The following is an 18,276-nucleotide window of genomic DNA, read 5'->3' as shown; positions in this document are numbered from 1 at the left end:
CCGGTCTCTCGTCGCCGAGTTCACCCCTGGGGGCGGGTGCGGGCCCGAGGCTGTGGTGAAAAGGCGACGACGGTGTTCGCCACCTCGTGCTCAGTCCGGAGCATCTGGTTGTCGTGGTGGAGCGAGGCGATGACCGTGGCGGCGGCGGTCAGCCGCCGGTTGAGTTCGGTGATCTCCCTTTTGGCCGCGGCGAGTTTCCGGCGGAGGTCGTCGATGTCGGCGTCCCGGCGGGCCTCGCCGGGGGTGAGGCTGCCGTGGGTGTCGATGTGGGCATCCCAGTCAGCCAGGACGGTCCTCGCGCGGAACATCGTCGCGGGGCTGACGCCCGCTTCCAGGGCGAGGTTGTTCTTCGTGAGTCGACCGTCGCTGTGCTGGGGCTTGCCCGCCAGGAGCCGGTCCATGGCCGCGCGGAGCTTGGCCTCGGTCTTGGCCGAGACGCTTGTGTCGGTCATCGTCCGGCCTTCCGCAGGACGGCCTGCGCTTCGGATCGCTGCTGTTCGAGGGCCGCGCGGTGTCCGGGAGCCAGGCGGCGGGATTCCAGGAGTCTGGTGAGGGACCGTTGTTCGCTGTCCCAGATCTCGACGTGCTGGGGTCCGATCATGCTGTTGCCGCAACGGTCCGGGCGACAGCGGTCGGGCAGAGGGCCCGTGTGGCCGGGTGGGATCACTGTGTTGTCCAGGCAGACGGCGCCGGCCGGGTTGGCGAACAGGCAGTTGTTCAGGGTTCCGAAGCGAATGGAGACGCGGGCCTGCTTCAGAAGGGCGTGTTCGACCGTCGCGTCACCGCCCTGGGCGGCGACTGTGTCGCGGATCTTGTCGAAGGTCCGGGTCAGCTGCTCGGCCCCGGGGCCGAAGCCGATCGGCTCGTTCTCCTTGTGGGCGTTGAACAGGTCCCGCAGACCACGGAACCGGGCGGCTTCAATGGCCGAGTCCAAGTGCTTGGCCCAGGACGCCGCCGGGGCGGCATAGCCCTGAGTAGAGCGGTTGGCCAAGGCTCGGGAGGCGACGTGCTTGAGCTGAATGCCCAGGGCGATCTCGGAGCCCGGGAACTGGTCGGTCAGCATGGCCATCGTCCGCCGGAACATGTGCGGGGCGACCCGCTCGGACGGGATCGGCTCCAGGCCGTTGACGTCGGTCCGGGCATTCACGTGCTCGATGAACGCCTTGATCCCTGCGTTCGCGGTGAACCGTTCCGCGTTGCGGACCTCGCCGGCGATGCCGGTGAACAGCCGCTCGGGATGGGATGCGATCTCCTCGGCCAGGGCGAGGGCCCGGGCGACCGGTTCGATGATCCACCAGTGCTTGCGGGGGAAGTCCTCCTCGCCCTTGATCTCCGTCGAGACCAGCGCTGGCGCCCCGAAGTGCTCGACCACCGACCCCTTGACGACCTCCTGGACTTCGGAGTCACGCATCATGCTCAACGCGGCGACGAAGATGTAGCAGGCGATCCGGAGGATCTCGATCTCGCGCATCATGCTGCGGGGTGCAAGCCCCCGAGTCCAGCCGGCAGTGGTGCCGTCCGAGCGTTTGACCTGCGCATACTCCGCAAGGAGGCTGGCATTCGCGCACTGACCCCGCTCGACGGCCTCGACCACGATCTCCCGCAGGCCGCGGGGTTTGGTGAAGATGTTGGCTTTCTTGTCGATGCCGATCAGAAACGACAGCAGGCCCCAGTGGACCTGGCCGGCGTCCGTAATCCGGGGAGGCAGGTACTCATCGTGCAGCGGGACCAGGTTGTCCGGGTCGGCAAGCCAGGCCCGCAGCCGGGCCTCCGCGCCCACTGATCCTTTGGCCTCCACCCGAAGCTGCCGCCAGCGCTCCTGGGCTCTGAGGATGTCCGGGGCGAAGGTGTCGATGTAGGTCCAGGCCGCCCGGACCAGCGGGAACCACACCTCCGGAGAGATGACCGGGGTGGCCAGCGTCCGGCTGTCGCTCGGCGACCTGCCCAAGGCCGCCCGCAAGGACATACCGGCCCAGGGATCCCGGGCCAGACCACCGCCGGTCAACATCGGTCCGCAGCGGTGGAGCTCGCGGATAGCCGTCATGTGATTGGTCACGGTGGAGACGGCCCGGCCGTCTTTCAGGTCGGCGATGCGGACGTGCAGCTGGTGCTCGGGCCAGGCCGCAAGCCCCTGTGGAAGTCCCCGTTCCTCAGCCCACGCGGCCAGCGCCCGCAGACAACCGATCCTTCGGATGACCGTCTTCGGGCTGGCCGGACGTCGTCGCGCCATGAGACCGACGGCCAGAACCGCGGTATGGCGCGGGTTGAACAGGATCATGGCCAGTTCGCGGGCCCGGAGATTCCAGACGTCGTTGAGGGCGTCGAACTTCAGCTTCCACTCCGCCGGATGCAGGTTCGCCGGTCGCCGCAAGACCCCGTTCAGGTTCCACTCGTCGCACTGCCCGAACAGCGGGCTGACCGCGCCTGGCAGCAGTGTGTGCGAGCCCAAGACCGGTTCCTCGGGTCCGAAGGCCGCAGGTGCGGGCAGCTTGGGGGCGGTGCGGTTCATGCGTCGAACTCCGCTCGGGCAGTGAGGGGAAGCTGCAAGGTCGCGGCGCCTTCGGCGATGTGCCGGCGGGCGGCGGCGGTCTCCGTCTCAGTCCGTTCCGCGAGGACCGCCGCGAGGTTGGCCGCGGTCTGGCCCCAGAGGGTGTGGAAGTGGACCGGACTCAGGCGGGTGCGCAACCGGTCCAGGTGATCCGCGAACAACAGGAGCTGAGGCAGGTGGGAGGGCAGGATCCAGGCATTGCGGCATTCCAGGCAGCGTAACGGCGCGACCGCGCAAAGATCGCCGGGACGGGAGAAGGGCGAGTCGAACGGGTCACGGCAGCTGGTGACGCCCATCTCCAGGGCCCCATTTCGCAGGTCCTCGACCTGCTCGGCACTCAGCCCCAGTCCAGCCAGGGCCGGTGTGTTCTCCTTCTCCAGCGCCGCCTCGGCCTCGGCGTCCAGGACGACCGGGCCGGCGGTGGCTTTGTCGAACCAGGACTGCTGGGCGGCTGTGATCACCTGCCCGGAGATCATCCGCAACGTGGTGCCCTGCGCGTAGTGGCCGCGGAACGTCTCCTGGTGGTGATCGTCGGCGATGTCCGTGATCCGGCCGCCGAAGGCGACGGCCTTCTCCACCTTCACCGACTTCCGCAGCCGCCGGATGTCGATCCGCCCCTCCAGGTCGAGCCCCATCTCCTTCACCCACCGCCTGAACAGCCGCAGGCGGCCCCGGCCGACGGTGAACTCGCAGGACGGCGGCAGCGTGCCTTGCAGGAACAGCGGCGCCGGACGCTCGCTGTAGAGGTCGCGCAACGGTGCGGTCACGTCCATCAGCTGCCGGACGATCGCCGAGACCTCCAGGCGGGGCCGGTCCGCGTACTCGCGAACATGCTCCACCGGGTTCAGTGCGTCGATGCGGGTGAAGGCCCGGCGGTGGATCCTGCGGGCCCGATTCTTGACCATGGTCAGCCGGACCGCAGTCTCGGTGAACTCCACCGCCTCTTCCGTCAGCCCGGCGACTTCCTCGGGGGAATGACCGGTCGCGGCGACCAGCAGCACCCGGAACGCGTGCAGGTCCCGCTCGTTGGGATAGAGCTGGTTGAGCAGGCCTCGGACCAGGAAGTATCCCCGCATCCCGCATCCCTGCCCCTCGGTCCGGACGGTGTCCGGGATCACCGCCGCCATCTCCGGCGCCAGCGGGAAGGGGACCCTCTTGGCCATCTCCCGAGGGGAGACGGCCTTGTGGGCCAGAGCCCGCAGCAGATCTGGCATCCGTGTCCAGCCGTGCTCGGCCGGATCTCCGCCGGCCTCGGCCATCTCCCACCCGTCCTTCAGCCGCTTGCGGAGCCGGGCGACGTCGTCCCAGGCCGCCTTGACCAGCGCGGCCTTGTCCTTCCGGGAGAACTCGTCCAGCTCCTGGGTGACGCCCCAGGCCAGGCTGTGGTCCTGGGCGGCGATCTGCGCCAGCCGCGGAGCGAGTGTCCGGTCAGGGTGCCGCTGGCGTCGGTTGATCAAAATCCGCATGTTCGCCGCGAGACACCCGGGCCGTGTCGATCCTTGCGGCCACTGGCCCGGCAGCGACTGTTCCCAGGCCAGCAACACCATGGACAGATCCGGATCCGTCATCGCCAGGGACGCCTCCGATGCCCGGTCGGCCAGCTGTTCGTCGACGAACGCGCAGAACAGCCGCAGCCCCTGGCGGTGGCTGCTGGCCGTGCCTGTCCTGCGGCTGGTCACCTCGATGTATTCGACCCACTCGTCCGCGAGTTCGGCCGCCAGAGTCCGGCAGGCGAACTGCGACGGGTCCAGCCGCAGCACCCGCTTCTTGCCCGTGGAGTCCGGCGTGATGACCTGCCGGACTCCGATCCTGGCCGGCCCCAGGTCGGGGTCCTCGTGCCGGAAGTCCCGGCGGCGTTCACCGCGTCGCGGCATGACCAGCCTCCTCGACCCGCATGGCCCGAAGGGCGATGTCCGCGTAGGTGTCCGCGTCCCCAGCGGCCCACTGGGAGAACGCGGCATCGACATAGGACATCGGGTCCTCCAGGTAGCGCAGGTACTCGTAGGTGACGGCCGGGCTCGCGTGCCCTAGCCGGCGGCTGACGATCAGCAGCGGGTTGAAGGCGATGTGCTCGGCGAGCGTCGCCGTGCCCGCCCGGCCCGCCGTCCGCTTGTGCTCGGCCGCCCGCCGCATCAGGAAGTCCAGGAGCCGCAGGGCGAACGTGTGCCGCAGGTCGTGGAACCGCCAGCGCCTCTGCGGGAGTTGAGGCGCCCGCTCGTCGCCGCGGACTGCCGTCATCCGGTCCCATGCCTGGTAGCGGAGGCGGTCCCAGGACGACGAGGTGAGCATCAAGCTGCCCTGGCCGATGAACACCGCGAGCGGCTCCAGGCCGCCCCCGCCCTCGTGGACGGTGATCCGCCGCAGTTTCGGAGGCATCGCCGACCAGGTGAACGCGCGGTCCCGGCCCTGCCAGCGGCCCCGCAGCCGGCGGCGTGCGTAGTCGATCTCGGCGACGACGAATAGGTCCCGGTGGCGTCGCTCCAGCGTGCGGGCCATGGACTCGGCCATCTCCGGCCGCTCGATCAGCACGAACCGGTCTACCGAGGTCAACGCGTCCGGCGGAACGTAGGCGGTCCGGTGCTTCCCGTATTTCGCGCATGCCTGGAGATCGAACTCCGCCCCCTCGCCGGGCCGCCGCGTCCCCACCGCGAGTTCCGGCAGCAGCACCGTGGACCACTCTCGCGGCCGCATCCCCGACGTCAGGGCCAGGTCGGCCGCCGCCCGACTCCGATTCGGCGCCTGGCCGCGAAAGGCCCGGTCGACCGCGCCGTCGAGCCTCTGCCCGCCGAGCCCGACGTCCCGGAAGAACACGTACTGCCTCAGCGTCAGGTGCCGGATGTCCATGTCCCGGCTCATCCCGGTGGAGAGCGGGTTCGCCGAGCCGACCGCCCGCAGCGGCGACGCCCGTCGCAGGCCCTGCCCGACCATCCAGTCCAGCAGCGTGTTGATCACTGACGCCTCGCGGTCCCAGACGGTCCCGCTGACCGGCACGTCCTGCAACTCGATCCGTGACCGCCGGTAGGCCACCAGATCGGACTCCGTCGCCGTGCCCAGGTCTCGACCCCGCTCCGCCAGGAACTCCATCAGCCGCAGCACGATGTAGGCGTAGTGCCGCAGTGTGTCCTCCGGGTCACGCCCCAGGTAGGCCAGGTGGCGAAACCAGGATGAGGCCGGCTCAACCGGCCTCATCTGATCGTCCACGAACACCGGCAGACGCTCCGGAAGCGCACGGAAGTCCAGCCTCCGTAAGGCATCCTCGCCCACCTCCGAAAGCAGGCCGGCCGACTCCCGCAAGTAGTCACGGCGAACGAAGAACAGATCCAACTACCCCCCTCCCGGTTGCAGAACGCGCGACACGACAGAGGTAACGAGGACGGGGACCTTACGGCGTCAACCTTCTCCAGCTCACTGCCAGCATTAGCGGCCGTGTGCGGGCGCAGTCCGGACATACGAAGAGGACGCCGATTCACCCGCGGAATGAACCTTGACAGAAGGTCCGAAATTTATCGGAACCGACAATCACTGTCAGAGGTTACCGATACTTCACGCCACTGAGTCCAAGCACCGCAAGGGTTACTGGAAAGTCGCCCAGCCTAGGCGACATTCTCCCGTGTAGGTCCTCACATGAGAGGGGCTTACGCATCTGGGACGTGCGTGCTTCCCTTGCTCCACAACAAAAAATCGGGGGCGCTGGCGATCTCTCTCGGCAAAGGTCGGTCGCCACCGCCCCCACGGACCTACTGGAGTTCCGATGGAAATTGATTCTAGCGCCGCCCGGGAGCGAACTAGCAAGGGAAAACACGAAGAGTCACCGGGCGGTAACCCCTGGATCGGCATGGCGATCGTGTCGATCCTCGTGTGCGGTTTCACCCTGAGCGCACTGGACCAGCAGCTCTACCTCGTGATCCTGATCGCTGCGGGGCTCGGAGAGCTCGCTCGGACCCTGTCCGACATCATGGGAGGCTGGAACAAGGTCACTGTAACTACCCTCCTCTGCTTCGAGGCCGCCGGGCTCATGCTCGTCCGCTTCTATCACGTTGAAGGCGCACTGGTCGAGCTGACGCTGCTTGTCGCCGTATGGGTCATCGGCAGGCTTGGCGGAAACGTCCCTCACCCCGCAGGCGATCCACCGGAAACAGCGGCCTCGAAGCCCTTTGTGCCACGGCAGGTCACTGTCACGGAGAATTCGCATGAAGTGGCGGTCGCGGACCCCGTGCCCCCGGGATCCTTGGTGGGACGAAAGGTCGCCATCTCCGCCGGCCTATTCGTCGCTTTCCTCATTGCCAGGAAGAAGCTGTACCAGAGGATCAAGGGGACACCGAACAGGAATTCTTGAAAGGACATCACAAGCGCAGGAAGCTGTACGCCCCCTCTCCGAGGAGGGGGCGTACAGCTGTTGACGCACTGCCACCTCCGGTGCTCCGCTCTCACTCTCCCGTATGAGAGTCGCCCCAACTACCGGGAGAACATCAGGTCGCCAAACACCTTGGCGAGACTGTCAAGACACTGGGGCGGCAGGCGCGGTCGCTCGACGAGTTGAGTCAGCAGGTTCAGCGGGGTGTTGAACTGCAGGAGTCGGAGCGACCTTCGGAGGCTGACGTTCCAGACTCGGCGGAGCCTGCCCTCCCTGAGATCCCTCCGGCGCCGTTGAGTGACGATGGCGATCAGGCGTAACGTCATACTCCCGTGCTGATTCCGTGCTGACTTGGAGCCCTCAGGACCACGTTTCCGCAGGTGGGAGCCCTGCACTGTGTGTTCCGCTTCAACGTGTGAGCGGATGACATAACACCACGTCGCTGACGTGGTGAACATGCAGGTCAGAAGGGGTTGGGCTCTGTCGAGTCCGACCCCTTCGTCATCGCCGTGCTGGATGGGTGCTGGATATTCTGACGGCGGGTCAGTGGTGGTCAGGTCTCGTAAACGGTGGACCGGTGTCCCACGTGAACGACCCAGACCACCAGCTCTCCGTTGTCGATCGTGTAGACGACGCGATAGTCGCCGACGCGCAAACGGCGTCGTTCGGGCTGGGACACGAGTGCGGTGGTGTTGAAGCCGAGGGGGTCGGTCTCCAGCTCGGTCAGCTTGGCCAGGATGCGCAGTGCCATGTCGCGAGGGATCTTCCGAAGCTCGGCCTGCGCCTCGGGGCGGAAGACGGTCCGGTACTCACTCACCGCGCGCCAGCGTCTCCCTCATGATGTCCTCGATCGGGATGCCGGGCGCGGGGTTGGCCATGCGCTCGTCGATGATCCGGTTGATCTCGCGCTCTTCCCATTCCTGGTACCTGCGCAGTACCTCGATGGAGACCACGGCGGCGACTTCCTTGCCCCGGCGCGTGATCACCGTGGGTACGTCGTCGCGGTCCGCGCGCTCCACGACCTCAGCCAGATGTGCGCGCACGTCGCGGATGGACTCTATGGGCAGGGGCTGTGTCATGCGCCCAAGCGTACCGAGTGTCCCATGTGTACACAACGGGCTGGAATCCGCGGCAAGTCCATCGCTCGTGCTGGATGCAGGCGCACCGTGCTGGATCGGTGCTGAGTGAGAGCGGCCAGAACCGCGTTTCCGCAGGTCGCAGCCCTGTGCTCAGCGTTCCTCTTCCACGCCTGATCGTTTGAGTCGCTCGATGTGGGAGGTCATGACGCCGGGTGGTCGCGGCGCCAGAAGGTGGGGAGCCACCAGCAGAGAACCGAGCGGTCATCGGGCCACGGGACGCGGTCCTCGGCCTCCCAGTCCTCGAAGGAGTCGCGCGTCAGGTCGATGGGCCGCCAGGCGGGGTCGAGCGGCTCGCCCTCTGCCGGAGGGCGGACGTACTGCCGGCCGTGCTGGTCGCAGGCACCGAAGTCCTGGTAGTTGCGCTGGGCCTCGATCAGGGAGACCTTGTTCGCTCCGCCGTCCATGGTCGGCCAGCGGAACTGGACCCCGTCGTCCTCCCAGGAGCAGACGGGGCAGATCTCGAAGGAGCCGGGCATGGCGTCGAGCACGCGGTGCCCGCAGCAGGGGCAGGGGTAGCGGTCGCTCACCTGCGCAGTCTCGTTGCAGGTCTGGCCAGTGCGCCATGGATTTCTCTGCCTCGGCAGCCCCGACCAGTCCGCAGGATGCTCGTGAACAGCCATCGGGAGCCAACGCATGCCAACAGGGAAATGGCTGTTCAGAGCCCTGGATGGGGCTCCGCCGCAGGCCAGGATCGGGCATGGCGGTGGGCACGTCGTCGCGGTCCGCGCATGGGGGCGGACTCCGGCGGGTCCGCCCCTTCCGTGTGCCCGTGCCGATTCAGGCGTGGGGGACCGCCGTGGCGAGGAGCACCTCGAATTCCTCAAGGCTGCTGGTGGTCATGCCGGCCTTCGCCGCGGTTTCTCCGCGGACCGCCGCGACGGCGCCGCGGGAGGCCACGAGTGCGTCGCGGTCGGTGTAGAGCGCGCCCACCGCGGCTCTGCCCCGGTCGCGGTCGATGAGCAGGGAGATGCCGGACAGTCCGGCGACCTTCTGGAGCCCGGGCAGCGCGGTGTCGCGGAACGTGTCCACCAGCAGGTCGATGTCGGACGTCTGCACGTCCATGCGGACCAGTCGGAAGCCCGCGCCGGGCCCGAGGTCCTCTGTGCGCCGGGCGACCGCCGCCTCCCAGTTGTCGACGGTCATCGTCCGCGCGAAGGGTGCCATCATCTCGGCCCGCCGCTTGCCCAGGTTCTCGTAGCTGGCCTGCCGGGAGGCCTCGTCCTCCCACCACGAGCCCACCAGGAGCTTGCCGAGCTCGCGGTCGACGAACAGCCCCATTCCGCGGAAGCCCGGCTGCGCCGACAGCAGCTCGCGCCCCTCCGTCCGGAGTGCCTCGGCGACCCCGTCGAGCTCGGCCGGATCACCGGTTGCATAGATGCTGCGAACGTACATGGCGCCCTTTCCTGCCTTCCGGCGGGCCCGTGCGGGCTCGCGCTACCCACTCCATGCGATGGCCGGGGCGGACGGGCGGCAACGCGGCAGGGGCAATCAGGTGACGAGGCGCCGTCGCCGGGCGCCCGTGGCTTCCTTTCAGCTGCTTCGGGACGGCGTGACCGACCTTGTAGAGGTCCAGGTCCGGCCTCGAAGGGGACCGGGCGCCGGAAGACGTCGGCGGGCGCGTAGGCGCCGGTCGGTCCGTCGCGCTCGTGGACGTGGACCACGGGCGCCCCGTCCTCGTCCTCGGTTCGACCGAGTGGTCGCGGTGGGCGGACTCGGGGGAGACGGCCTCCACGACGGCCTCCACGTCCTCCGGGGCGTACCGGGTGCGGTCGGGGTCGTGGGGCAGGTCCGTCAGCGCCGCGTACACCGGGCTGATCGACGGCGCCCTCGTCTTCATGATGTCGCCCCGGCGGTCGTGGCACGGCCGTCTCGTCACCGCGCTGACCACCACGCTCATGGCGCAGGCGCCAGTCGGCTTCGAGGTCGAGCGGGAGGTGGCGATCCGCCTCGATGTCCCAACCGCCCCGAGCCGGACCTCCTGCTTCCGGGAGCCGGTCCAGGTCCTCCGCGGACCAGCCGTCGGCGCGCGGCGGGCGCATTCAGTCGGGCAGTGCGCTCATGGCTCCCGGTAGCGGCCCGCAGCTCACGCGGGAGGGCCGGCGATCCCGTCCGGAGGATCCTCGGCCCCCTGCCGCGCGGTCCGGGCACGGGGTGCGCGCGAACGGGTTCGGGCGGGAGGGGCGGGCGGAGAGCCTCGTTGACGGGTGGATCTTGGTGAGTAGCGTCACGGAGCGCACGCGGTCTCGACGGCAGACCTGGGGGAGGCGTTGGCGCTCGGGAGGCTCAGGCCGTGACCAGATGGCGTTTTCGCACGCGGTTGTGGACCGCGGTGACCACCACCGGCCTGTCGCTGGCCCTCGCCGTGGCCCCCGGACCGGCCACCGCCGCCCCGCCGGGTGCCGAGGATCCCGCCGATCCGACCGTGCGGAGCGACCCCGCCACCGGGCACGCCCGCATGATCTTCAACTCCGGGGGGTACCTGACCCCGCCGTCCAAGCGGTCTCCCGAGCACGTCGCGCTCGCCTACGTATGCGACCACCGGGCGGAGTTCGGGCTCACCGCCCGCCAGGCCGAGCAGCTCGTCGTCGTCTCCTCGTACCCCACCCGGCACAACGGGGCGCGGCAGGTGACGATCGGTCAGAGCATCGACGGCATGCGCGTCCACGGCGGGCTCCTCACCGCCACCGTCGACAAACGCGGCCGCCTCGTGATCCTCGGCGGCACCGTCGTGACCGCCGAGCCGGCCGGCACCGTCGAGCTGACGGCGAAGCAGGCCCTCGATCGGGCGGCCGAGGCCCAGGGCGCGCGGCCCCAGCACACCCAGACCGGCACCGACAACCGCGACAAGGGCCGGCAGAAGTTCAAGAACGTCTACGCCAAGCGGCTCACGAAGCCCAACGACGTGACCGCCGAACTGGTCTGGTTCCCCACCGGCTCCGGCCACGAGCTGCGCCCCGCCTGGCTCACCGACATCGAGGTCTCGGGTACGTCCTGGTACGAGACGGTGGTCGACGCCGCCGACGGCCGGGTCCTGAGCCGCGAGAGCCGGTACCACCACGCCGGCCCGGAAGGCACCGTCTTCACGGCCCAGCACCCCGACATCAGCGGCGCCACCCGCACCGTCACGCCGTTCACCGGCCGCGACGGCTCCTGGGTCGCGGACCGGCTGACCCAGGGCAACAACGCCAACGCGTACCGGGACGAGGACGGCGACAACACGGTCCCGGACACCGGGAACGACGCCCTGCGCCCGCAGTCCCCGGCGAGCGGCGACCCGAACCACCAGCACTTCAACTACACGTTCGGCGACACCTGGCGCACCAACGCCAGCGCTACGCAGGCCAATCTGGACGCCGACGTCAACCCGGTCATCACGCAGCTCTTCTACTACACCAACGTCATGCACGACTACCTCTACGACCTCGGGTTCGACGAGGCGTCGCGCAACTTCCAGGTCGACAACTTCGGCCGCGGCGGCTCGGGCAACGACCCCGTACTGGCCGAGGCGCAGGACGGCTGGGACCTCGGCTGCCTCGACGACGCCACGCCGCCGAACGCGATCCGGTGCACCAACAACGCCAACTTCGGCACCCCCGGGGACGGCTCCAGCCCGCGCATGCAGATGTACATGTGGCAGCAGCCGGGGCGGCCGTTCCGCGACGGTTCGCTCGACGGCGACGTCATCGCGCACGAGTACGGCCACGGCGTGTCCAACCGCCTCGTCGGCGGCGGCCACCTCGGCGGCGGCTCCCAGACCGGCGCGCTGGGGGAGGGCTGGAGCGACGTGATCTCCTTCCTCAAGTGGGGTGACGCGACGGTCGGCGAGTACATCACCGGCAACACCGCGACCGGCATCCGCTCGCAGGCGTACGACACGTCCACCGAGAAGTGGGGGACCTTCAACCCCGCCCGCGGCGTGCACCGCAACGGCGAGATCTGGGCCGCGACGATGTACGACGTCCGCGAGGCGAAGGGCGTCGCGTTCACCCAGCAGCTCGTCATCGACGGCATGAAGAACACCGTCAGCAAGCCGAGCTACCTCGACGCGCGCGACGGCGTCCTGGCCGCCGACATGACCAACAACGCGGGTGCGAACCAGTGCCTCCTGTGGCGGGTCTTCGCGGGGCGCGGCATGGGCGCGAACGCCGCCTCCAGCGCGGACCAGAACACCGTGACCGCCGACGAGACCGTCCCGGCCGGCTGCCTGCCGACCGCGAACGCGGGCGGCCCGTACACGACGAACGAGGGCACGGACGTCACCCTCAGCGCGGCCGGCTCCGCCAGAGGGACCGCGCCGTCGGCCGGGAACCCGGCCGCGTACGCCTGGGACCTCGACGACGACGGGCAGTACGACGACGCCACCGGGCTCACCGCCGCCTTCGGCGCGGTCGGCGCGGCCGGCGTCCGCACCGTCGGACTGCGGGTGACCGACGCCGCCGGCAACACGGACACCGGCTCGACGACGGTCACCGTCGCCGACGCCGCGGAGCACACGCACGGGGACGACGGGACCTTCCCGGTCGTGCGTGACCGTGGCTGACCGGCGCCTGGTGTGCCTCGCCGCCCTCGCCCTCTTCACGGGGTGCGGGGGCGGCGAGGTGCGTCCGCCGGCGAAAGGGGTGCACGAGCCGCACGGTACGGGCGACGGGGGCGCCACCGGCGGTACGGGTGCCACGGCGGCCGGCGCGGCGACCCCGGCGCAGGGCCGCGTACTCACCGGGGCCGACGACGGCTTCGCGGGGCGGCTCGCCGTCGGGCAGACGGCGCGCCTGCGCCTGCCCCTCCCGGAAGGCGGCCCGGAACCCGCCGCCCGGGGCGATGCGGTGCTGCTGATCCGCATCAGCGACGTGACGGGCTCGGGCCACCGCGAGTGGGAGCTGCGCGCGGTCCACCCGGGCACCACCCGCATCACCGTCCCCCGCCCCGCCGCCTCCCCGGCCACCCTGACCCTCACCGTGACGTGACCGGCGGGCCGCAATGATCCGGAGGACACGCCTCAGGCGAAGTGGGCCGAGGCCAGGACCGAGCCTTCGGGGGTGAGGAGGCGGGCACCGGCGAGGGTGGTGGCGTTCACGTCGGTCGTCGCGACCCAGTAGCCGTAGCCGTCCCGGAGCGAGAACGTGCCGAGGCGGGTCATCGTGCCGTCCGTGTGGTCGAGGACGCAGCTGATCTCGGGCATCGGCTTCTCCAGGTCCACCGACATGTACACCCAGCCCTGCGCGCCCGGGTGGGCGAAGACCCGGCCCACCTCCCGGCCGCCGGTGACCAGCGGGGCCTGGAGCAGCTGGACGCCCGCGCGGGCCGTCGGGGAAGCGGGCGGAGCCGAGGCCTGCTGGATCGCCGTGCCCGCGGCCCAGCCGCCGAACCCGCACGCCACCGCCAGGGCGGCCGCCACGGCCGCGACCCGGGGCCGCAGCAGCCACCGCCGGCCCCGAGCCGGGGCGGGCGCCGGGGGCGGCGGCTGGAGGCGGGCCGCGACCCGGCTCTCGAAGCCGACCGGGGGCTCCGTCCCCGGCAGCAGGCCCAGCAGGTCGTCGGCGACCGGCGCCAGCTGCTCGATGTGCTCCCGGCAGCCGGGGCACTGGTCCAGGTGGGTGACGGCACGGGCGCGCTCGCGGGCCGGGAGGATGCCCAGCGCCAGCTCGGCGTCGAGGTCCCTCAGCTGTTCGCAGGTCATCTCGCTCATCGCCGGCTCTCCTCGGCCCCCAGGGTCCTGCGGAGCTTGTGCATCGCCGTCCGGATCCGCGTCTTGGCCGTCCCCAGCGGGACCTGCTCCATGTCGGCGATCTGCTGCGCGGTCAAGCCGTAGATGCCCGCCATCACCAGGGCGCGGGCCTGCTCCCGGGGCAGGGCCGCCACGGCCGCCCGTACCCCGGCCGAGGTCTCGGCGGCGACGGCATGCTGTTCGGGGGATTCCGTCACGATGTCGAGGAGGGCGTCCAGGTCCTCCGGGGCGACCGGATTGGCCCGGCGGGCACGGACCGCGTCGATCGCCAGATGGTGCGCGATCGCCGTCAGCCAGGTCCGTACCGACCCGCGGCGCGAGTCGTAGACCTGCGCGTGCCGCCACGCCCGCTCGAACGTCTGCTGGGCGATGTCCTCGGCGAGCTGGGCGTCGCCGACCACGGCGATGGCCACGCCGAAGACCGTGCGCTGGAAGCGGCGCACGAACGCGACGGCGATCTCGGGATCACCCGTCGCAAGGCCCGACAGCAGCGCTTCGTCCGGCGCACGCCCGAGCGGGAGGCCCATTCTCTGCACGTCACTGGATACGTTCGGCCTCCCCGAATGGATTGATTCGGGTCCGTGCGGAAACACCCCTCCATTCTCCTCCCGTCCCCGTTCCCGCTCCTGTCCGCGCTCCCCCGTCCGCCTCGGGCAGGTCACGGGGGACCCCGCCGACGGCGGTAGGTTGCCTGCAGTCGGCCGTGCAGCGGGCCGTCACCCGGCGCGGTCGGGAGCAGTCGGGGGGTGAGGGGCATGCGGCGCAGGGCGGCGGCCGAGGCGATCGGCGCGGGCGAACGGCTGTACGCGGCCGCCGGCGCGCTGCTGGCCGACCACCGGCGGGCCGTCGAGGCCGTACGGGAGGCCTGGGCCCCGATCCACGCCGACCTGGCCCGCTCCGAGCTGCGGCGGATCCCCGCCGACCGGTTGGCCCACGTCACCGAGGGGCGGCTGCGGCCGGGCGCCGTGGCCGCCATCGAGGCGGCCGGGTTCGACACCGTGCAGCGGGTGCTGGACGCCGGGCGCCACCGGCTCCGGCAGATCCCCGGGGTCGGGCAGCAGACCGCCGACCAGGCGCTCGCAGCCGCGCGGCAGCTCGCCGAAGCCGTCGGGGAGACCGTCGCCGTCCACCTCGACGTGGACCGTCCCGAGCCCCGGACCACCGCCCTGGTCGCCGCCCTGCACCCGCTCGTCGAGGCCGGGCCCGGCGCCCGCCGGGCCGTCGAGGCGGCCACGGCCCTCGACGCCGCGCTCGGACCGCTGCTCGCCGACGCCGCACCCGCCGCCGGCCGGCTGCGCGGGTGGTTCGCGGGCCGGGAGCGGCGCGAGCGGGCCCTCGCCGCCCTCGCGGAGATCGGCCGGCGGACCGGCCGGGCCGCCGCGGACGGAGTGCCCGTCCTGCTCGGGCAGGCCTCGGTCGACCTGCTGCGCGGCCCCGCCGACGAGGCGGCCGCCTGGGTCGACTTCGAGCTGCGCTCCGCCGAGTACTACGGCCTGCTCGCGGAGGTCACCGACCGGCCCGGCGGCGGCGCCGACCCGGCCGCCGCCCAGGGGTTCCTGCCCGAGGCCCTGGTCGAGCGCGTGCGCGCCCAGGCCCTCGACGGCACGCACCGGCGGGTCTCGCTGCGCGGGTACCAGTCCTTCGGCGCCCGCTTCGCCCTCGCCCAGCGGCGGGTGATCCTCGGCGACGAGATGGGGCTGGGCAAGACGATCCAGGCACTCGCCGCCCTCGCACACCTCGCGGCGCAGGGACACCGGCACTTCCTGGTGGTCTGCCCGGCCGGCGTCCTGATCAACTGGACCCGCGAGATCGAGGCGCGCAGCACGCTGCGCGCGGTCGCCCTGCACGGGCCCGACCGGCACGACGCCTACGCGGACTGGCGGGGGGAGGGCGGGGTGGCCGTGACGACCTTCCAGGCGCTGACCGGATTCCCCGAACCGGCGACGGCGGCCGACGGGCTGGGGATGCTCGTCGTGGACGAGGCGCACCAGGTCAAGAACCCGCAGGCGCAGCGCTCGCTCGCGGTCGCCGCCTGGGCCGCGCGGTGTACGTACGTCCTCTTCCTGACCGGCACCCCGATGGAGAACCGGGTTTCGGAGTTCCGAAGTCTCGTACGGATCCTGCGGCCCGAGGCGGCCTCCGGGATCGGCGACGTCGACACGGTGGCCGGGTCCAGGGCGTTCCGCAAGGCCGTGGCGCCCGCGTACCTGCGGCGCAACCAGCGCGACGTACTCGCCGAACTGCCCGGGGTCCAGTGGACCGACGAGTGGGAGGAGCTGAGCGCGGCCGACCGGGAGGCGTACGGGGCGGCGGTGCGGGCCGGCAACTTCATGGCGATGCGCAGGGCGGCGTACGCGGAGCCGGAGGAGTCGGCGAAGCTGCGGCGGCTGCGCGAGCTGGTGGCGGAGGCCGCGGCCAACGGGCTGAAGGTGGTGGTGTTCTCCGCCTTCCGCGAGGTGCTGGGGGCGGTCGAGGAGGCGCTCGGCCGGCCGCCGCACGCGGGCGGTGGCGGCGGTGGCCTCCTCTTCGGGCCGATCTCCGGGAGCGTGCCGCCCGCCCGCCGCCAGCGGCTCGTCGACGGGTTCGGGGCGGCGGCCGGGCACGCGGTGCTGCTCGCGCAGATCGAGGCGGGCGGCATCGGGCTCAACCTCCAGGCGGCGTCGGTGGTGATCCTGTGCGAGCCGCAGGTCAAGCCGACCACGGAGCAGCAGGCCGTGGCCCGCGCGCACCGGATGGGCCAGGTGCGCGCGGTACGGGTGCACCGGCTGCTCGCCACCGACGGGGTGGACCAGCGGATGCTGGAGGTGCTGGAGCGCAAGGCGCGGCTCTTCGACGCGTACGCCCGGCGCAGCGTGCTGGCGGAGTCGGCGCCCGAGGCGGTCGACGTCTCGGACGCCTCGCTGGCCCGCCGCATCGTCGAAGAGGAACAGGCCCGCCTGGGCGCCGCCCGCTGATCAAAGGCCGCGGACCGAGGCGATCGTGAAGGCCGTCGGCGTACCCGGGCCCATCGGGCCGCCCTTGTCGAACTGGGAGCGGACCACGAGCGTGCGGCCCGGGCCGTGGCTCAGCGTCGTCGGGATCTGCAGCGACGGGTCCGTGATCGTCCGGGTCAGCCGGGCCCGGGTGCCGTCGGGGCTGACGTGCCACCGGGTCAGGGTGTTCGTGGTGTTGTGGGCCACCCGCAGGGTGCCGTCGGGCGCCAGGTCCATGCCGTCGGCGTGCGTGAGGTCCCCGCCCTGGAGGGCGACGCGGGAGATCGAGCCGGTGCGCAGGTCGATGCGGTGGAGGTCGCCCGCGGTCATGTCCACGGCCAGCAGGAAGCGGCCCGCCGGATCCGAGACGATGCCGTTGAGGGTGAAGCTGCCCGCCGGGGACGGGGTGAGGTGCCCGTTCAGGTCGTACGCGGGGAGCAGCGCGCCCGAACCGGCCGCGAGCTGGGCCGGGGTGACCCGGTAGATCACCGAGCGCACGCTGTCGGTCAGGTAGGCGGTGCCGTCCGGGGTGATGGCCAGGTCGTTCACGAAGAGCCCGCCGGCCCCGGCGACCTCGAAGTGGGCCAGGCGGCGGCGGGAGGCGGTGTCGTAGACGGCGACGCCGGAGGTGGAGTCGGTCACCCACAGGCGGCCGCGGGCGTCGATGCGCAGGCCGTTCGCCGTGTGGCGGCCGTCGGCGCCGGCGGGCAGGAACACCTCGGCGGTGCGCTGCCCGGGGCGGGCCCGGTAGACGGTGCCGTCGGCGTACGAGCCCACGTAGACGGTGTGGTCGCGGGGGTCGGTGGCTATGCCCTCGGGGTAGACCTTCCCGCCGGGGAGGGTGAAGGCGGTGGAGACGCGGCTGTCGGAGACCGGTGCGGCCGAGGAGGCGGCCGGGGCGGCCTGCGACGCGTGCGCCGCCGGGATCGCGCCCAGCGTGAGAGCCGTGGTCAGGGTCAGGAGGGTCGGGGGCAGGAGCTTCTTCAGCACAGCAGGTGTCCTCTTCCGTCTAGGTGAACACGAAGATAAGTTAGAGCTCTAATGCATGCAAGGGCCTTAGGATGCAGCAATGACCTCCATGCCTCCTGAGGAGCGCATCGGCTCGCACGTCAAGCGCGCCGAACAGGCGCTCCTCGCGGCCAAGAACGCCGCGCTCAAGCCCGCCGCAGTGACGGTTCCGCAGTACGCCGCGCTGCTCTGGCTCTCCGAGAAGCCGGGGATCTCGGCCGCCGCGCTCGCCCGTCTGTGCGGGGTGACGCCGCCGACGATGAACACCGTGCTGAAGAACCTCCAGGAGCGCGCGCTCATCGAGCGGACCCCGCACGAATGGCACCGCAACGTGCTCGAAACCCGGCTGACGGAGGAGGGGCGGGCCGCGATGGAGCTCGCCGACGCCGGTGCCGTACGGGTGGAGCGGGCGCTCGCCGCCGCGTTCTCGGCGCAGGAGCGTGAGCAGCTGATCGGCCTGCTCGGGCGGTGCGCGGAGGTCCTCGACGCCCAGAGGTGAGTTCTCGTACATCAGAACCAAGGCGATACCC

General features: G+C 71.1%; 17 protein-coding genes. 6 read left to right on the top strand and 11 right to left on the bottom strand.

Features of this window, described 5'->3' with window-relative positions; all coding sequences use genetic code 11:
* Positions 1–20: 20 nt before the first annotated feature.
* From ACIBAD_RS06595 to ACIBAD_RS06580, 4 genes are read right to left on the bottom strand one after another with little or no spacing between them, the layout of a single operon-like run.
* Positions 21–452, bottom strand: a complete 432-nt coding sequence (locus ACIBAD_RS06595; RefSeq protein WP_398904966.1) for a hypothetical protein — start codon at positions 450–452, stop codon at positions 21–23.
* Positions 449–2,509: an integrase gene (locus ACIBAD_RS06590; RefSeq protein ID WP_398904964.1), complete on the bottom strand. Its 2,061-nt coding sequence runs from the start codon at positions 2,507–2,509 to the stop codon at positions 449–451. The genes ACIBAD_RS06595 and ACIBAD_RS06590 overlap by 4 nt, the downstream gene beginning before the upstream one ends.
* On the bottom strand, positions 2,506–4,422 hold the full coding sequence (locus ACIBAD_RS06585) for a hypothetical protein (protein ID WP_398904962.1): 1,917 nt from the start codon (positions 4,420–4,422) through the stop codon (positions 2,506–2,508). The genes ACIBAD_RS06590 and ACIBAD_RS06585 overlap by 4 nt, the downstream gene beginning before the upstream one ends.
* Positions 4,406–5,737, bottom strand: coding sequence for a hypothetical protein (locus ACIBAD_RS06580; RefSeq protein ID WP_398904960.1), 1,332 nt, complete (start codon positions 5,735–5,737; stop codon positions 4,406–4,408). The genes ACIBAD_RS06585 and ACIBAD_RS06580 overlap by 17 nt, the downstream gene beginning before the upstream one ends.
* 562 nt (positions 5,738–6,299) lie before the next feature.
* Between ACIBAD_RS06580 and ACIBAD_RS06575 the strand changes: the two genes are divergently transcribed.
* Positions 6,300–6,884: a hypothetical protein gene (locus tag ACIBAD_RS06575; RefSeq protein ID WP_398904958.1), complete on the top strand. Its 585-nt coding sequence runs from the start codon at positions 6,300–6,302 to the stop codon at positions 6,882–6,884.
* A gap of 571 nt (positions 6,885–7,455) precedes the next feature.
* Here the strand turns inward: ACIBAD_RS06575 and ACIBAD_RS06570 are convergent.
* From ACIBAD_RS06570 to ACIBAD_RS06555, 4 genes are all read right to left on the bottom strand, one after another.
* On the bottom strand, positions 7,456–7,719 hold the full coding sequence (locus ACIBAD_RS06570; protein ID WP_054221840.1) for a type II toxin-antitoxin system RelE/ParE family toxin: 264 nt from the start codon (positions 7,717–7,719) through the stop codon (positions 7,456–7,458).
* Positions 7,712–7,981 (bottom strand): type II toxin-antitoxin system Phd/YefM family antitoxin, encoded by a 270-nt coding sequence (locus ACIBAD_RS06565; protein WP_114053981.1) that lies wholly within the window; start codon positions 7,979–7,981, stop codon positions 7,712–7,714. Before ACIBAD_RS06565 ends, ACIBAD_RS06570 begins: the two co-directional genes overlap by 8 nt.
* A gap of 200 nt (positions 7,982–8,181) precedes the next feature.
* Positions 8,182–8,568 carry a CPCC family cysteine-rich protein gene (locus tag ACIBAD_RS06560; RefSeq protein WP_134071584.1) on the bottom strand — a complete coding sequence of 129 codons (387 nt, stop codon included), beginning with the start codon at positions 8,566–8,568 and terminating at the stop codon, positions 8,182–8,184.
* Between the two features lie 250 nt (positions 8,569–8,818).
* A complete protein-coding gene (locus ACIBAD_RS06555) occupies positions 8,819–9,433 on the bottom strand; it encodes an antibiotic biosynthesis monooxygenase (RefSeq protein WP_134071582.1) in 615 nt (204 codons plus the stop codon).
* Between the two features lie 254 nt (positions 9,434–9,687).
* Between ACIBAD_RS06555 and ACIBAD_RS06550 the strand changes: the two genes are divergently transcribed.
* From ACIBAD_RS06550 to ACIBAD_RS06540, 3 genes are all read left to right on the top strand, one after another.
* The gene (locus ACIBAD_RS06550; protein ID WP_398904954.1) at positions 9,688–10,113 is read left to right on the top strand and encodes a hypothetical protein; all 426 of its coding nucleotides are present in this window, start codon (positions 9,688–9,690) and stop codon (positions 10,111–10,113) included.
* Positions 10,114–10,331: 218 nt separating this feature from the next.
* Complete coding sequence (locus tag ACIBAD_RS06545) at positions 10,332–12,581, top strand: M36 family metallopeptidase (RefSeq protein ID WP_398904952.1); 2,250 nt, start codon at positions 10,332–10,334, stop codon at positions 12,579–12,581.
* Positions 12,568–13,005, top strand: a complete 438-nt coding sequence (locus ACIBAD_RS06540) for a hypothetical protein (RefSeq protein ID WP_134071578.1) — start codon at positions 12,568–12,570, stop codon at positions 13,003–13,005. The genes ACIBAD_RS06545 and ACIBAD_RS06540 overlap by 14 nt, the downstream gene beginning before the upstream one ends.
* A gap of 32 nt (positions 13,006–13,037) precedes the next feature.
* Here the strand turns inward: ACIBAD_RS06540 and ACIBAD_RS06535 are convergent, their stop codons facing one another.
* Both ACIBAD_RS06535 and ACIBAD_RS06530 read right to left on the bottom strand, forming a co-directional pair.
* Positions 13,038–13,727, bottom strand: coding sequence for a hypothetical protein (locus ACIBAD_RS06535; RefSeq protein WP_134071576.1), 690 nt, complete (start codon positions 13,725–13,727; stop codon positions 13,038–13,040).
* On the bottom strand, positions 13,724–14,293 hold the full coding sequence (locus ACIBAD_RS06530) for a sigma-70 family RNA polymerase sigma factor (RefSeq protein WP_134071573.1): 570 nt from the start codon (positions 14,291–14,293) through the stop codon (positions 13,724–13,726). The genes ACIBAD_RS06535 and ACIBAD_RS06530 overlap by 4 nt, the downstream gene beginning before the upstream one ends.
* Before the next feature lie 228 nt (positions 14,294–14,521).
* Here ACIBAD_RS06530 and ACIBAD_RS06525 point away from each other — a divergent pair, with 228 nt between their 5' ends.
* Entirely contained in the window at positions 14,522–16,720 is a 2,199-nt protein-coding gene (locus ACIBAD_RS06525; protein WP_398904949.1) for a DEAD/DEAH box helicase, read from the top strand.
* On the opposite strand, the gene ACIBAD_RS06520 is transcribed toward ACIBAD_RS06525, so the two are convergent.
* Positions 16,721–17,728: an SMP-30/gluconolactonase/LRE family protein gene (locus ACIBAD_RS06520; protein ID WP_398904947.1), complete on the bottom strand. Its 1,008-nt coding sequence runs from the start codon at positions 17,726–17,728 to the stop codon at positions 16,721–16,723. It lies immediately after the preceding gene.
* 79 nt (positions 17,729–17,807) lie between these two features.
* Here ACIBAD_RS06520 and ACIBAD_RS06515 point away from each other — a divergent pair, with 79 nt between their 5' ends.
* Complete coding sequence (locus ACIBAD_RS06515) at positions 17,808–18,245, top strand: MarR family winged helix-turn-helix transcriptional regulator (RefSeq protein WP_398904945.1); 438 nt, start codon at positions 17,808–17,810, stop codon at positions 18,243–18,245.
* The last annotated feature ends 31 nt before the right edge of the window (positions 18,246–18,276 follow it).

Source organism: Streptomyces sp. NPDC051109, from assembly GCF_044455885.1.
Classification (GTDB): Bacteria; Actinomycetota; Actinomycetes; order Streptomycetales; family Streptomycetaceae; genus Streptomyces.
Note: the sequence above shows the minus strand (reverse complement) of the source record. Positions and strands in the feature narration are given on the sequence as shown.

Bases quoted from the DNA above. Each gene is read 5' to 3' on its own strand.
- ACIBAD_RS06595 (WP_398904966.1), bottom strand. From the start codon at position 452: ATGACCGACACAAGCGTCTCGGCCAAGACCGAGGCCAAGCTCCGCGCG.
- ACIBAD_RS06590 (WP_398904964.1), bottom strand. From the start codon at position 2,509: ATGAACCGCACCGCCCCCAAGCTGCCCGCACCTGCGGCCTTCGGACCC.
- ACIBAD_RS06585 (WP_398904962.1), bottom strand. From the start codon at position 4,422: ATGCCGCGACGCGGTGAACGCCGCCGGGACTTCCGGCACGAGGACCCC.
- ACIBAD_RS06580 (WP_398904960.1), bottom strand. From the start codon at position 5,737: ATGAGGCCGGTTGAGCCGGCCTCATCCTGGTTTCGCCACCTGGCCTAC.
- ACIBAD_RS06575 (WP_398904958.1), top strand. From the start codon at position 6,300: ATGGAAATTGATTCTAGCGCCGCCCGGGAGCGAACTAGCAAGGGAAAA.
- ACIBAD_RS06565 (WP_114053981.1), bottom strand. From the start codon at position 7,981: ATGACACAGCCCCTGCCCATAGAGTCCATCCGCGACGTGCGCGCACAT.
- ACIBAD_RS06555 (WP_134071582.1), bottom strand. From the start codon at position 9,433: ATGTACGTTCGCAGCATCTATGCAACCGGTGATCCGGCCGAGCTCGAC.
- ACIBAD_RS06535 (WP_134071576.1), bottom strand. From the start codon at position 13,727: ATGAGCGAGATGACCTGCGAACAGCTGAGGGACCTCGACGCCGAGCTG.
- ACIBAD_RS06530 (WP_134071573.1), bottom strand. From the start codon at position 14,293: ATGGGCCTCCCGCTCGGGCGTGCGCCGGACGAAGCGCTGCTGTCGGGC.
- ACIBAD_RS06525 (WP_398904949.1), top strand. From the start codon at position 14,522: ATGCGGCGCAGGGCGGCGGCCGAGGCGATCGGCGCGGGCGAACGGCTG.
- ACIBAD_RS06515 (WP_398904945.1), top strand. From the start codon at position 17,808: ATGACCTCCATGCCTCCTGAGGAGCGCATCGGCTCGCACGTCAAGCGC.